The organism is [Empedobacter] haloabium (genome assembly GCA_008011715.2).
GTDB classification, from domain to species: Bacteria; Pseudomonadota; Gammaproteobacteria; order Burkholderiales; family Burkholderiaceae_D; genus Rugamonas; species Rugamonas haloabia.
This window is the reverse complement of sequence record CP136508.1, coordinates 2,136,111-2,148,411: the sequence shown is the minus strand read 5'-3', so window position 1 is coordinate 2,148,411 and position 12,301 is coordinate 2,136,111. Positions and strand designations below refer to the sequence as shown.

The window sequence follows — 12,301 nt, the reverse complement described above, 5'->3', positions numbered from 1 at the left end:
ACATTTCATTAATGAAGTATCTTCGAAGCCGGCAGAGTTATATTGACAATGTTAGCAGTTGCGTAAACTTATATTTTCTGCAGGCTAGGAAAGTATTGGCTGTGCAACGGCTGACGTCAAGCTACTACTTTCGTAACAACAAACGAATCAAGGGGTAATACAAATGAAGAAAGCGTTCTTTAGCAAGGTAGCCGGCTCCCTCCTGTTGTCCGCTGGTCTGCTCGCCTCCGGCGTGGCAGCGGCAGACGAAACCCTGACCTTCGACGCCGCTGGCAATGCCGTGTTCGGCATCACGCACGACTCCGCCGGCTCGTTCACGGACACCTTCCTGTTCTCCGTGGACCCAGCCACCCAGGCATGGATCAGCGGTACCGCCATCGTCGGCAAGACCTATATCGATGGCGCCCGTCTGGCCAACTACGGCATCACGGACATCCAGTTCTTCTCGGACGTCGGTGGCGTACGCACGAACCTGGAAACGTCCTTCACTTCGGACGGCCACATCGAGTTCTATCCAGTGGAAGGCCTGAGCGCAGGTAACTACGGTTTCACCGTCAGCGGCAACGTGCTGAACGGTGCATCCGGCGGTTCGTATGCAGGGACCCTGAACGTGACGGCGCCAGTGCCGGAACCAGCTACCTATGCGATGCTCGGCGTCGGTATCGGCCTGCTGGCCTTTACCGCCCGCCGCAAGACCAACAACAAGCTGGGCTGATCGGAACGCGCGGTCCAGTTTCCAAAACCCGCTTCGGCGGGTTTTTTTGCGCGTGGAAGCCGACTGCGCGGCATGGAAAGCGCTTCTTGGTTACAAACTGGAAGCCTGACGCAATAATGCTGCATTGCACCAATTTCCACAGCGATACTGTAGTGAAATTTCATGCAAGCACAACTTGCCTTGGCGCTGCGGCAAGCAAACGCTAGTCTAGCGCTTAGGAAACAGTGAATTCCATTCTGCAATTCGCTTGAGTTGCTTGCAGGAATTTTACTCCGCAATGCAACAGAATATTGCTACTGTTTCAATGCTAAATTGTAACAGGCGTCGCACTCTAGCATTGCTATGTTATGATTTCTTTAAGACGTCGGGCCACCGAGGGTAACCTTGTGTCACGATGGATACCCGAGATAGCCCGAAGTTGAGCCAGAATCGAGTTTCACCAACCCCTAACAACCAATAAGGTAATTCAGATGAAAAAAGCACTGTTCAGCAAGGTCGCCGGTTCCCTCCTGCTGTCCGCCGGCCTGCTGGCCAGCGGCGTCGCCGCTGCAGACACCACCCTGACGTTCGATGCCGCTGGCAACGCAACGTTCGGCATGACCCACGCAACGACCGGTTCGTACACCGACACCTTCCTGTTCTCGGTTTCGGACGCCCTGGCGTCGGCCTCCGGCACGGCAGTGGCTGGCAAAACCAAGATCGACACGGCTCGCCTGGCCAACTATGGCATCACCGACATCACCTTCTTCTCGGAAGTGGGCGGCGTGCGCACCAACCTGGCAACGACCTTCGATGCCGACGGCAGCATCTCGTTCTTCCCGGAAGCTGACCTGGTCGCCGGCAACTACGGCTTCACCGTCACCGGCAACACGCTGCTGAGCGGCAAAGGCGGTTCCTACGCTGGCAACCTGAACCTGGTGTCGGCTGTTCCTGAGCCAACCACCTACGCCATGCTGGGCCTGGGCCTGGGCATGCTGGCTTTCACGGCTCGCCGCAAAGCCAACAACAAACTGGGCTGATCTTCAGCTGAGTTAGCTTCACCAAAACCCGCTTCGGCGGGTTTTTTTTCGCTCATCGGCGGATTTCTGTTCAAGCGTAGCGCAGCACATCCGCGGTACCAGGCTCGTAGACCAGCCGCTCCTGCCCCGTCAGCAGCAGGAAGTGCTTGCCGGTGCAGCGTGCCAGCAGGGTCATGCCGATGCGCTCGGCGACCATATGGCCCATCTGCGTCGTGCCGGAACGGGACAGCAGGAACGGAATGCCCATCTGGGCACCCTTGATCACCATCTCGGAGGTCAACCGGCCGGTTGTGTAGAACACCTTGTCGGCGCCTTCGGTGCCGTCCAGCCACATCTGGCCGGCGATCGCGTCCACCGCGTTGTGGCGGCCGACATCCTCGACAAAGCTGAGCATCTCGCCGCTGGCGGAAAATAGCGCGCAGCCGTGCACGGAGCCGGCCTGCTTGTAGATCGATTGCTGGATGCGGACCGCATCGACGATGCGGTACAGCGTGGATTGCGCCAGCCGTGCGTTGGGCGGCAGCGCGATGCGGTCGACGTCGTCCATCAGGCCGCCGAACACGGAGCCCTGGCCGCAGCCGGTCGTGACGACTTGCTTGGACGTGCGTTCGGCCAGGCTGGCGATGCCGTTTCGCGTGGTGACGGCGACGGCATCGACATCCCAGTCCACCTGCACGGAGACGATGTCCTCCAGCGCCGTCACCAGGCGCTGGTTGCGCAGGTAGCCCAGGGTCAGCGCTTCCGGCGCGCCGCCCAGCGTCATCAGGGTGACCAGCTCGCGCTTGTCCACGTAGACGGTGAGCGGGCGCTCGGCGGGAATGGCGATGACGGACGCGCGGCCCCGCTCGTCGAGCACCTCGACTTCACGCGTCAGCACGGCGCTGGCGCTCGACAACTGGGGGCGGTACGACATCGCGCTGGTTCCTTGCTATTTCTTCGGTACGGCCGGTCCCGGCTGGACCGCGCCGGCGGCCGGCACCGGCTTCGAATCGGCCACGCCCACCTGGGCCTGCGCCGCCACTTGGGCCACGTACGGCCCCGGATCGGTGCAGGCCGGCGTCGCCGTCGGCGTGACAGGCTTGCCGTCGGCCTTGTGCTTCGCATAATACGCCGCCACCCGGTCCTGCGCCTTGCACAGTTGGAAGGCCGACACCTTGTCGGTCCACGCCGCCTTGTCCTTCGCGGCCGCGGCGGCGGCCTTCTGCTCTTCCGTCTGGGCCGGCAGCTTGGCCTGCGCCAGCGTGGCGCCGGCCAGCAGCAGCGCGGCCAATACACTAGGTTTCATCATTCTCTCCTCAAACGGTGCGCGGCTTGGCGGCCGGCACGGGTTCCTGCGAGCGTACGCGCGGGACGTCGCCCCGTACCACCTCGTCATACCACAGGTCGTGGTGTTCCTTGGCCCACTGGTCGTCCACGTAGCCGTCGCGCATGGCGCGGTAGGCGCCCTGCATGCCGAGCGTGCCCAGGTAGATATGGCCCAGCGACGCGGCCATCACCAGCGAGGCCGCCACCAGGTGCACCACGTTCGACAGCTGCATCAGGTGGCGCGTATAGTCCAGGCCTGGCACGATCTTGTCCAGCACGAAGCCGGACGCCGTCACCAGCACGCCCATCGCCAGCACGCCGCCCCAGAACCAGATCTTCTCGCCACCGTTGAAGCGGCCCGCGTGCGGGTGCTTGCCGCCGATGGCGCCGCCCAACGACAGCAGCCACTTGACGTCGGCTTTCACCGGCAGGTTGTCGCGCGCGAACTTGACGATCATGGCCAGCAGCGACACGGCGAACAGCGGACCGACGAAGTTGTGCACGGTCTTCAGCGCATACGTCAGCCAGCCGAACAGGCCGTGCCCGATCAGCGGCATCAGGACGAACTTGCCGAACGCCATCGTCAGGCCGGACAGCATCAGGATCACGAAGGTGATCGCGACGGACCAGTGGATCAGCCGTTCGCCCGGGGTGAAGCGCTCGATCAGGCGGCCGGTCAGCGGTCCCTTGATCTTCAGGGGTCCGGCAATAAAGTACAGCGCCGCGCAGGCGGCGATCGCCGCCAGGAACAGCCAGCCGCCCACGTGCAGCAGCGGGCCGTTGCGGAAGCGGCGCCAGGCCTCGCCCGCCGAGACGGCACGTTCCTGGCCCGGGTACTGCACCTTCTGCTGGATCAGCACTCCCGCCTCGCGATACGGCAGGCTGGAATAGTGCTCCGTGCCGGCGTTCACCGAACGCCACACGGGCGCCGCGTTGCCCGGCTGGACGCGGGTGCGCTCGGCCTGGTCCTGTTTCAGGATGTCGACCGACTGCACCTGCGGCGCCGCCGCGGGCGCGGGGACAGCTGCCGGCGTCTCCTGCTGCGCCAGCGCGCTGCCGGTACCCAGCGCGGCGCAGCACAGCGCCAGCATGGCTAGCCATCGTTGCATGCTTGCCTCCCCTCTCACCGGGCGATCCGGTTGTACTCGTTCTGCAGCTGGCCGCGGTTACGCACCTGCTGCTGCCACGAGGTGCGGTTGCCCGCCTCCCAGCCCTTGGCCGCGATGGTGCCGTGCGCGCCCGTGTAGGCCGCCTGGTCGCCCCGTTCGACGGCCACGCCCGGCCTGGCCTGGTCCACTTCGCCGCAGGCCGCCAGCAGCAGCGCCGCCGTCACGATGACGAGGCGCTTCATTTGGCCAGCTCCTGCGGCACCGAGTCCTGCTGCGGCTTGTTGCCATAGGCGGTGCCCCAGCCCCACACTTCGCTGCCCTTGCCGCGCGTGATGACGCGGGTGCGGAAGATGTCCGCCACCACGTCGCCGTCGCCGCCCAGCAGGGCCTTGGTCGAGCACATCTCGGCGCAGGCCGGCAGCTTGCCTTCGGACAGGCGATTGCGGCCGTACTTCTCGAACTCCTCCTGCGAGCCGTTTTCCTCCGGGCCGCCGGCGCAGAACGTGCACTTGTCCATCTTGCCGCGCAGGCCGAAGGTGCCGTTGGACGGGAACTGCGGCGCGCCGAACGGGCAGGCGTAGGAGCAGTAGCCGCAGCCGATGCAGGCATCCTTGTTGTGCAGCACGACGCCCTCGTCGGTGCGGTAGAAGCAGTCCACCGGGCAGACGGCCATGCAGGGCGCGTCCGAGCAGTGCATGCAGGCCACCGACACGGATTTCTCCTGGCCGATGATGCCGTCGTTGATCGTCACCACGCGGCGGCGGTTCACGCCCCACGGTACTTCGTGTTCGTTCTTGCACGCCGTGGCGCAGCTGTTGCATTCGATGCAGCGCTCGGTGTCGCAAATGAATTTCATGCGTGCCATGTCGGTCCTCAGGCGGTAAATTTCTCGATATTGCAGATCGTGGTCTTGGTTTCCTGCATCATGGTGACGGCGTCGTAGCCGTACGTGGTGGCCGTGTTGACGGCCTCGCCCCGCACGACCGGCGCCGCGCCTTCCGGATAGAACTCGAGCATGTCCTTGCCCTGCCACCAGCCGGAGAAGTGGAACGGGATCCACGCCGTGTCCGGCGCCACGCGCTGCGTGACGAGGGCACGCACCTTGATGCGTGCGCCGGTCGGCGTGGAGACGATCACGTAGTCGCCGTTGCGGATGCCGCGCGCGGCCGCCGCCTGCGGATTGATCTCGACGAAGTTCTCCTGCTGCAGTTCGGCCAGCCACGGGTTGGAACGGGTTTCCTCGCCACCGCCTTCGTACTCGACCAGGCGGCCGGACGACAGGATGATGGGGAACTTCTCCGCCAGGCCCGCTTCGACGTTCTTCTGCTGCAGCGTCTTGTACAGGGTCGGCATGCGCCAGAAGGCCTTCTTGTCGTCGTGGGTCGGGTATTTCGCGATCAGGTCCGGGCGCGTGCCGAAGATCGGCTCGCGGTGCAGCGGCACCGGATCGGGGAAATTCCACACCACGGCACGCGCCTTGGCATTGCCGTACGGGTGCACGCCGTGCACCTTCAGGCACACGCGCTGGATGCCGCCAGAGAGGTCGGTCTTCCAGTTCTTGCCTTCGGCCGCCTTCTTCTCGTCCTCGGTCAGGTCGTCCCACCAGCCCAGCTTCTTGAGCAGCACGTGGTCGAACTCTGGATAGCCGGTCGTGATGTCCGCGCCCACCGAGTGCGAGCCGTCTTCGGCCAGCAGGTTGACGCCGTCGCGCTCGACGCCGAAGTTGGCGCGGAAGTTGCCGCCGCCGTCCATCACGTGGCGGCTGGTGTCGTACAGGTTCGGCGAACCCGGGTGCTTCAGCTCCGCCGTGCCGAAGCATGGCCACGGCAGGCCGAAGTAATCGCCCGACAGGTCGTAGCCGGTCTCTTCGTCACGGCCTTCCTTGCAGCGCAGGGTCTTGACGTCGAACTTGTGCATATTGCGCATGTGCGCCTTCAGGCGCTCCGGCGTCTGGCCCGTGTAGCCGATGGTCCAGGTGCCGCGGTTGATCTCGCGCAGCATCGATTCCGGTTCCGGTTCCAGCATGCCGCCCTTGCCCGGCACCAGCTTGATCTTCGCGACCAGCTCCTTGGCGAAGCCCAGCTTCTCGGCCAGCTGGTACATGATCATGTGGTCGGTGCGCGACTCGAACAGCGGCTCGATGACCTTCTCGCGCCACTGGATCGAGCGGTTCGACGCGGTGACGGAGCCGGAGGTCTCGAACTGGGTGGCGGCCGGCAGCAGGTAGACGGCACGGTTCGGATTGAGCTCCTGGCCGTCCACCGTCATCGCCGCCATCGCGGCGGTGGCCGACGGATAAGGGTCGATCACCACCAGGGTGTCGAGCTTGTCCAGCGCCTTCTTCATTTCCAGGCCGCGCGTCTGCGAGTTCGGCGCGTGGCCCCAGAACACCATCGCCCGGACGTTGTTGTCCTGGTCGATCAGCTCGTTCTTTTCCAGCACGGCGTCGACCCAGCGCGACACCGTGGTGCCGGACTTTTCCATCATCGCCTGCGAGGCGAAGCGGCCCTTGACCCACTCGTAGTCCACGCCCCAGACGGTGCACCAGTGCTTCCATGCGCCGGTCGCCAGGCCGTAGTAGCCGGGCAGCGAGTCCGGGTTCGGGCCCACGTCGGTGGCGCCCTGCACGTTGTCGTGGCCGCGGAAGATATTGGTGCCGCCGCCGGACTTGCCGACGTTGCCCAGCGCGAGCTGCAGGATGCAGGAGGCGCGCACGATGGCGTTGCCGATCGAGTGCTGCGTCTGGCCCATGCACCAGACCACCGAGGACGGCTTGTTCAGTGCCATCGTCTGCGCGGCCTTGAACACTTCCGCTTCCGGCACGCCGCAGGCTTCCTCGACCTTCTCCGGCGTCCACTTCATGACTTCCTCGCGCACCGCTTCCATGCCGTACACGCGGTCGTGGATGTATTCCTTGTCTTCCCAGCCGTTCTTGAAGATGTGGTACAGCATGCCGTACAGGTACGGGATGTCGGAGCCGGAACGGATGCGCACGTACTGGTCGGCCTTGGCCGCCGTGCGGGTGAAGCGCGGGTCGACCACGATCATCTTGCAGCCGTTTTCCTTGGCATGCATCATGTGCACCATCGACACGGGATGCGCCTCGGCCGCGTTCGAGCCGATGTACATGACGGCCTTCGAGAACGCCATGTCGTTGTAGCTGTTCGTCATGGCGCCGTAGCCCCACGTGTTGGCCACGCCGGCCACGGTGGTGGAGTGGCAGATGCGGGCCTGGTGGTCGCAGTTGTTGGTGCCGAAGAAGGAGACGAACTTGCGCAGCAGCTGCGCCTGCTCGTTGTTGTGCTTCGAGGAGCCGACGAAGAACACCGAGTCCGGCCCGCTGTCCTTGCGCACCGCCAGCAGGCGCTGCGAGATCTCTTCCAGCGCCACGTCCCAGCTGATGCGCTGGTACTTGCCGTTGACCAGCTTCATCGGATACTTCAGGCGGTGCTCGCCGTGGCCGTGCTCGCGCAGCGCGGCGCCCTTGGCGCAATGGCCGCCCAGGTTGATGGGCGAATCGAACACCGGCTCCTGGCGCACCCAGACGCCGTTCTCCACGACCGCGTCGACCGCGCAGCCCACCGAGCAGTGGCTGCACACGGTGCGGCGCACTTCGCGCTTCAGGCCGGAGGCTTCGGCCGGCTTGTCGGCGGCCTGCGCCTTCTTCACCAGCTGCCATTGCGAGGCGGCGATGCCGACACCCACGCCGATGCCGGAACGCTTCAGGAAGGCGCGGCGATCCATGGTCGGCAGCGCGCGCGCCAGGCTTTCCGACAGGCCGGCGGCAAAGCGGCCGGCGCGGCCGGACTGGCGGCCGGCGTCGCCGTTTTTACGAGTTAATAACATAGTGGTCCTTTCCCCGCGTCAGATCTTGGCGGTGCGGTAGTACTTCTTGACGTGTTCGGACAGCCGGTAGCTGGTGCCTTCCGGTTCGCTTGGCGCCGGCTCGGCGGCGACAGGTTCGGCGGGCTTGCCGGCCAGTTTGACGGCGACACCGGCCGCGGCGACGGCGCCAAGGCCGGCAAAGAACGCCCTGCGCGTGGGTTTGGATTGGGTAGACAAGCTGGTCTCCTCAGACAGTATTAGTAACACTTATTGCTTAATAGAACTACTCGACATTCTCACACATTTTCACGCCCTCAACACGAGCACGTGCGATAACCCGCCGGGTTTGACGTCAACTCATGTCGAACGCCTGCATTTCGACGGCGAAGAACGCCCCGGCCAGCGCCGCCACATGACGATAGAAATGCGCCTGCGCATGCGCGGCGACCGCGTCGCACAGCTGCTGCACCCAGGGCTGCATCTGAGCGCCGAAGAACTGCCGCTGTGTGGCGATGCTGCCATGCAGCACGTCGTCCGACGTGATCAGTACCCGCATCACGTCGCACAGCGCGGCGATGTGGTCTTCGGTTTCCGGCATGGCGTCGCTGCGCTCCAGGCCCAGTTTTGCCAGCTCCACGCGCAGCAGTGCCAGCGGCTTCTCCATCAGGAAGCCGGACATGTAGTACGAGCCGTACAGGAACACCTCGGGCTTGCCCGTGCCGACGAACAGGCTGTCGTACTCGTCGCGCACGGCGGCCGGGTCGGCGGCGGCGCAGGCGGCCTGCAGGGCGCGCCACGCGGCGGGCAGCTCGCCCTCGCCTTCGGCCGGCGCGGCCGCGATGGCGGCCAGCAGAGGCGCATCGGGCGCCTGGTAGAACAGCATCGACAGCAGGCCATACAACTCGGCGCGCGCCGCTTCCTCGCCGCTGTCCGGCGTTTCGAACTGGAGTCGGGTTTCGTTCATCGCTTCACCTCGAAGATCGAGACTTCCTTGGCCGGCTGCATCATGTCGACGACACGGCAGTCGGAACACATGCGCAGGCGGTCCAGGTTGGCCGCGAACGCACCGTGGCTGGACAGCTTTGCCACCATGTTTTCCACCATCTGCAAGGTGCCGAACGGCTTGGCGCAGCGGATGCAGTGGTAGGGCTGCGCCTCGTTCAGCACGCGCGGCTGCTTCGCCTCGGGCGCCAGCAGCAGGCGCGGCACCAGGTCGATGGCGCCTTCCGGGCAGGTCTTCTCGCACAGGCCGCACTGCACGCAGTTCGACTCCGTGAAGCGCAGCTGCGGCGCGTTCGGGTTGTCCGCCAGCGCCGACGACGGGCAGGCGCCGACGCAGGCCATGCACAGCGTGCAGGCATCGCGGTTGACGTTGACCGCGCCGAACGGGCTGCCGGCCGGCAGCGCGATCTCGCGCTGCGGCACCGGCGCGTGCCGGGCCAGGTGGTCGAGCGCGAAGTCCAGGGTGGTGCGCTTGTCGCCGCCCTTGCCGCCGCCGATGGCGAACGTGGCCGGCACGGCCGGCACCTGGCCGGCCTCGATGCGGCGCAGCGCGCCATCCAGTGCGGCGGCGTCGCCCGCCTGTACCAGCTGCACGTGGCCGGAGCCATAGCCCAGGCTGGCGAGGATGGTGCGCGCGATCTCGACTTGCTGCGCCAGCGCCGCCGCATACTGCGGCGCTTCCGCGCCGGTGGCGAGGATCAGCACATTGGCCGCGCCATACGCGACGGCGGCCAGCCAGACGTCGATGCCGACCGAGGCCACGTGGTGCAAAGGCAGCGGCAGCACGCGGGCCGGCACGCCGCGCATCTGGCCCGCACCGGCCGCACGCCCCAGCGCTTCGACCAGGGCTGCGCCCTCCTCCTGCGAATGCAGCAGCAGCGCGGGGCGCTTGCCGCCCGCTTTCGCAAAGGTCGCCAGCAGCGTACGGATGCGTGCACCCTGGTCGGCCACGCGCGGGTAGGCATACGACAGCGCGCCGGTGGGGCACACGGTGGTGCAGGCGCCGCAGCCCACGCACAGGTTCGGGTTGACGCGGATCTTGTCGCCGTCATGGCTGACCGCTTCGGCGGAGCACACGTCGACGCAGGCGTTGCAGCCTACTTTCTTGTTGCGGCCGTGCGCGCAGATGCTGTCCTTGTACTGGAAGAACTTCGGCTTGCCGAAAGTGCCCGTCAGGCTGGCCAGTTGCATCGCCTGTTCGGCCGCTTTCGCCTCGGAGGCGCCGGGTGCGAAATAGCCCTGCGGCGGCTGGTGCATGGTTAGCAGCGGCTGCTCGTGCAGATCGAACACCAGGTCGAACTGGCCACCGCGCGTCGTGTCGCTCCGCTCGAAATCGATGGCGCCGACGGCGCCGCAGGCCTTGACACAGTCGCCGTGGGACGAGCATGCGTCCAGGTTGACCTGGTAATCGAGGCCGATGGCGCCTTCCGGGCAGGCCTTGACGCAGGCGTTGCAGCGCGTGCATAGGTCCAGGTCGATCGGATTGGCCTGGCGCCACGTCACGTCGAACCGGCCCAGCCAGCCCTTGACGACCACTTCGCCGCCGGCAAACGTGGGCCAGCCCTGGCCACCGGCCAGCACCGCACCCGCCGTGTCGGTGAGGAGCACCGACACTTCCAGCTGGCCTTGCAGGCGGCGCGCCCACGGCAGCACGCGCGCGGCCGGACCGGTGATCAGCACGCGCCCTTCCGAGTGATATTCAACTTCCGGCACCGGTTCCGGGTCCGGCAGGCGCGCCATGGCGAGAAGCGCGGCCATCTTCGGCATGGCCTGGGCGGCGTCCTGGCCCCAGCCGCCCGTTTCGCGCAGGTTGACGAAGCGCAGCGGCGCCACGGTCCCCTTCTGCTGCGCCAGCTCCGTGAACAGCGGCTGCTCCTGCGTGCAGCCCACGACGATCTTCTCGCTGCCGTCCAGGGTGCCCAGGTAGTCGCCCACCTCGCGGCGGCACAGCTGCGTGGCGACGGGCAAGGCGCCCGCGTCGAGGGCGGCGCCCAGTGCGGCGCCGTCGACGGCCATCGTGCGGTTGCAGTTACATACTTTGATTCGGCTGTTCATGGTCTTCCTGGCGATTGGCTGGGTCGATGGTCGCCGCGTCGTCTACCGCTGCGGCGTTGGCGGTGGGCGCTTCCGGCGCCGGGGTCTCTTCAAGCTCTGGCTCGGCAACGGGCCACTGTTCCGGCGCGGGCGTCTCGTCGACGATGTCGGCGTGGTCGGCCTGGTCGGCGGCAGTCAGCAGGCCGCGCTTCGCGTGTTCGCGCGCCAGCGTGCCGAGCGGGTCGAGCAGGTCCTTCGCATGGTTCAGGGCCAGTAGCATCGCGGCCGGCATCGGGTCGGGCTTCGAGTAGTCGTCGATATAGATGTCCAGGCCATCCATCACGTTGAAGTGCGGGTCGCTGAACAGCTTCTTCATGGCGGCACGGCGCACGCCCTCGTCCACGCCGCGCGCGACGAAGGGGCGGAAGTCGCCGTCCGCCCGCAGCTGCGCGACCTGCTCGATGGTCGGCGCCGGCTCGGCTGGGGCGATGACAGCGCTATCAGCAGCCGGCGCAACGGGCAAGCCGGTCGCTTCCGCCAGCACGGGCGCGGCCGGCTCGCTGGCCTCGGCCCTGGTGCCGGCTTTCACGCGCGACCAGCGCGCGAAAAAGGTCTCAGCCGCCATGGCCCGTCCGCTCCGCCCTGGCCATCTCGGCAACACCGGCGCCGCCTTCGAAGGATGGCTTGCGGCGCTTGCGTTTCGGTTCCGGACGATAGTAGGCCTGCACGAATTCGCGCAGGCGTTCGGCGATCAGCGCGGGCGCCGGCACGGTGTCGACCTGCTCGCCGCCATCCATCAGCCGGGCCGCCTCGTTGTACGACAGCGTGACGGTGCGCGGCACCGCGACCTCGACACCGTCGATCTCATCAAGACGCCACATGACGAACCAGCAAGGTGCGCCCGTGTCCACGTTGAGGAAGTAGCCTTCGGCCTCGTCGCTGTACAGGCGCAGCTCGAAGCCGCCGAACAGCCAGCGCAGGTCGGCCGGGTCGTCGCGCAGGCAACGGGGGGCCGCACCGCCCGTCAGGCCTGGCTCGAGCAGTACCTCCAGCGGCTGCCATTGGTACGGCTGCCAGCGGCTGGCCAGCGGCTTGCGGTGCATGACAACGGCAATGTTCAGGCTATCTGTTTCCAAAATTTCATCCGGCAGTTCGTGCACATCGGCAACGATCGTTAATCGTCAGCCTGCCAATATGCCTGAAACTGCTGAGTATTTCCATCAGTAAAAGCCCCAAGTTGCACTGGTACAGCACCTTGTCTGTGTATTAAGATGCGCGTATTACAACGTCCT

General features: G+C 65.9%; 13 protein-coding genes. 2 read left to right on the top strand and 11 right to left on the bottom strand.

Annotation, left to right across the window (positions count from 1 at the left end; translation table 11 throughout):
* Positions 1-163 precede the first annotated feature (163 nt).
* Together E7V67_009410 and E7V67_009405 are read left to right on the top strand one after the other, a co-directional pair.
* Positions 164-715, top strand: a complete 552-nt coding sequence (locus E7V67_009410; protein WUR15304.1) for an FxDxF family PEP-CTERM protein — start codon at positions 164-166, stop codon at positions 713-715.
* 470 nt (positions 716-1,185) lie between these two features.
* Positions 1,186-1,734 carry an FxDxF family PEP-CTERM protein gene (locus tag E7V67_009405; GenBank protein WUR15303.1) on the top strand — a complete coding sequence of 183 codons (549 nt, stop codon included), beginning with the start codon at positions 1,186-1,188 and terminating at the stop codon, positions 1,732-1,734.
* 70 nt (positions 1,735-1,804) lie between these two features.
* Here the strand turns inward: E7V67_009405 and E7V67_009400 are convergent, their stop codons facing one another.
* The 11 genes from E7V67_009400 to E7V67_009350 form a co-directional block, all read right to left on the bottom strand.
* A complete protein-coding gene (locus tag E7V67_009400) occupies positions 1,805-2,647 on the bottom strand; it encodes a formate dehydrogenase accessory sulfurtransferase FdhD (protein ID WUR15302.1) in 843 nt (280 codons plus the stop codon).
* A 15-nt stretch (positions 2,648-2,662) separates the two neighbouring features.
* Positions 2,663-3,022, bottom strand: coding sequence for a hypothetical protein (locus E7V67_009395; GenBank protein WUR15301.1), 360 nt, complete (start codon positions 3,020-3,022; stop codon positions 2,663-2,665).
* Between the two features lie 7 nt (positions 3,023-3,029).
* Positions 3,030-4,148 (bottom strand): formate dehydrogenase subunit gamma, encoded by a 1,119-nt coding sequence (locus E7V67_009390; protein ID WUR15300.1) that lies wholly within the window; start codon positions 4,146-4,148, stop codon positions 3,030-3,032.
* A 14-nt stretch (positions 4,149-4,162) separates the two neighbouring features.
* Positions 4,163-4,390 (bottom strand): hypothetical protein, encoded by a 228-nt coding sequence (locus tag E7V67_009385; GenBank protein WUR15299.1) that lies wholly within the window; start codon positions 4,388-4,390, stop codon positions 4,163-4,165.
* The gene (gene fdh3B, locus E7V67_009380; GenBank protein ID WUR15298.1) at positions 4,387-5,013 is read right to left on the bottom strand and encodes a formate dehydrogenase FDH3 subunit beta; all 627 of its coding nucleotides are present in this window, start codon (positions 5,011-5,013) and stop codon (positions 4,387-4,389) included. Before fdh3B ends, E7V67_009385 begins: the two co-directional genes overlap by 4 nt.
* Positions 5,014-5,021: 8 nt before the next feature.
* Positions 5,022-7,994: a formate dehydrogenase subunit alpha gene (locus tag E7V67_009375; protein WUR15297.1), complete on the bottom strand. Its 2,973-nt coding sequence runs from the start codon at positions 7,992-7,994 to the stop codon at positions 5,022-5,024.
* Positions 7,995-8,012: 18 nt separating this feature from the next.
* A complete protein-coding gene (locus E7V67_009370; protein WUR15296.1) occupies positions 8,013-8,210 on the bottom strand; it encodes a hypothetical protein in 198 nt (65 codons plus the stop codon).
* A 115-nt stretch (positions 8,211-8,325) separates the two neighbouring features.
* A complete protein-coding gene (locus tag E7V67_009365) occupies positions 8,326-8,937 on the bottom strand; it encodes a molecular chaperone TorD family protein (protein WUR15295.1) in 612 nt (203 codons plus the stop codon).
* On the bottom strand, positions 8,934-11,030 hold the full coding sequence (locus E7V67_009360) for a 4Fe-4S binding protein (protein WUR15294.1): 2,097 nt from the start codon (positions 11,028-11,030) through the stop codon (positions 8,934-8,936). Before E7V67_009360 ends, E7V67_009365 begins: the two co-directional genes overlap by 4 nt.
* Positions 11,005-11,634, bottom strand: coding sequence for a DUF3306 domain-containing protein (locus E7V67_009355; protein WUR15293.1), 630 nt, complete (start codon positions 11,632-11,634; stop codon positions 11,005-11,007). The genes E7V67_009360 and E7V67_009355 overlap by 26 nt, the downstream gene beginning before the upstream one ends.
* The gene (locus E7V67_009350) at positions 11,624-12,145 is read right to left on the bottom strand and encodes a DUF3305 domain-containing protein (GenBank protein ID WUR15292.1); all 522 of its coding nucleotides are present in this window, start codon (positions 12,143-12,145) and stop codon (positions 11,624-11,626) included. The genes E7V67_009355 and E7V67_009350 overlap by 11 nt, the downstream gene beginning before the upstream one ends.
* Between the last annotated feature and the right edge of the window lie 156 nt (positions 12,146-12,301).

Coding starts and splice junctions, on each gene's coding strand:
- E7V67_009405 (WUR15303.1), top strand. CDS start 1,186: ATGAAAAAAGCACTGTTCAGCAAGGTCGCCGGTTCCCTCCTGCTGTCC.
- E7V67_009395 (WUR15301.1), bottom strand. CDS start 3,022: ATGATGAAACCTAGTGTATTGGCCGCGCTGCTGCTGGCCGGCGCCACG.
- E7V67_009385 (WUR15299.1), bottom strand. CDS start 4,390: ATGAAGCGCCTCGTCATCGTGACGGCGGCGCTGCTGCTGGCGGCCTGC.
- E7V67_009400 (WUR15302.1), bottom strand. CDS start 2,647: ATGTCGTACCGCCCCCAGTTGTCGAGCGCCAGCGCCGTGCTGACGCGT.
- E7V67_009390 (WUR15300.1), bottom strand. CDS start 4,148: ATGCAACGATGGCTAGCCATGCTGGCGCTGTGCTGCGCCGCGCTGGGT.
- fdh3B (WUR15298.1), bottom strand. CDS start 5,013: ATGGCACGCATGAAATTCATTTGCGACACCGAGCGCTGCATCGAATGC.
- E7V67_009360 (WUR15294.1), bottom strand. CDS start 11,030: ATGAACAGCCGAATCAAAGTATGTAACTGCAACCGCACGATGGCCGTC.
- E7V67_009365 (WUR15295.1), bottom strand. CDS start 8,937: ATGAACGAAACCCGACTCCAGTTCGAAACGCCGGACAGCGGCGAGGAA.
- E7V67_009375 (WUR15297.1), bottom strand. CDS start 7,994: ATGTTATTAACTCGTAAAAACGGCGACGCCGGCCGCCAGTCCGGCCGC.
- E7V67_009410 (WUR15304.1), top strand. CDS start 164: ATGAAGAAAGCGTTCTTTAGCAAGGTAGCCGGCTCCCTCCTGTTGTCC.
- E7V67_009355 (WUR15293.1), bottom strand. CDS start 11,634: ATGGCGGCTGAGACCTTTTTCGCGCGCTGGTCGCGCGTGAAAGCCGGC.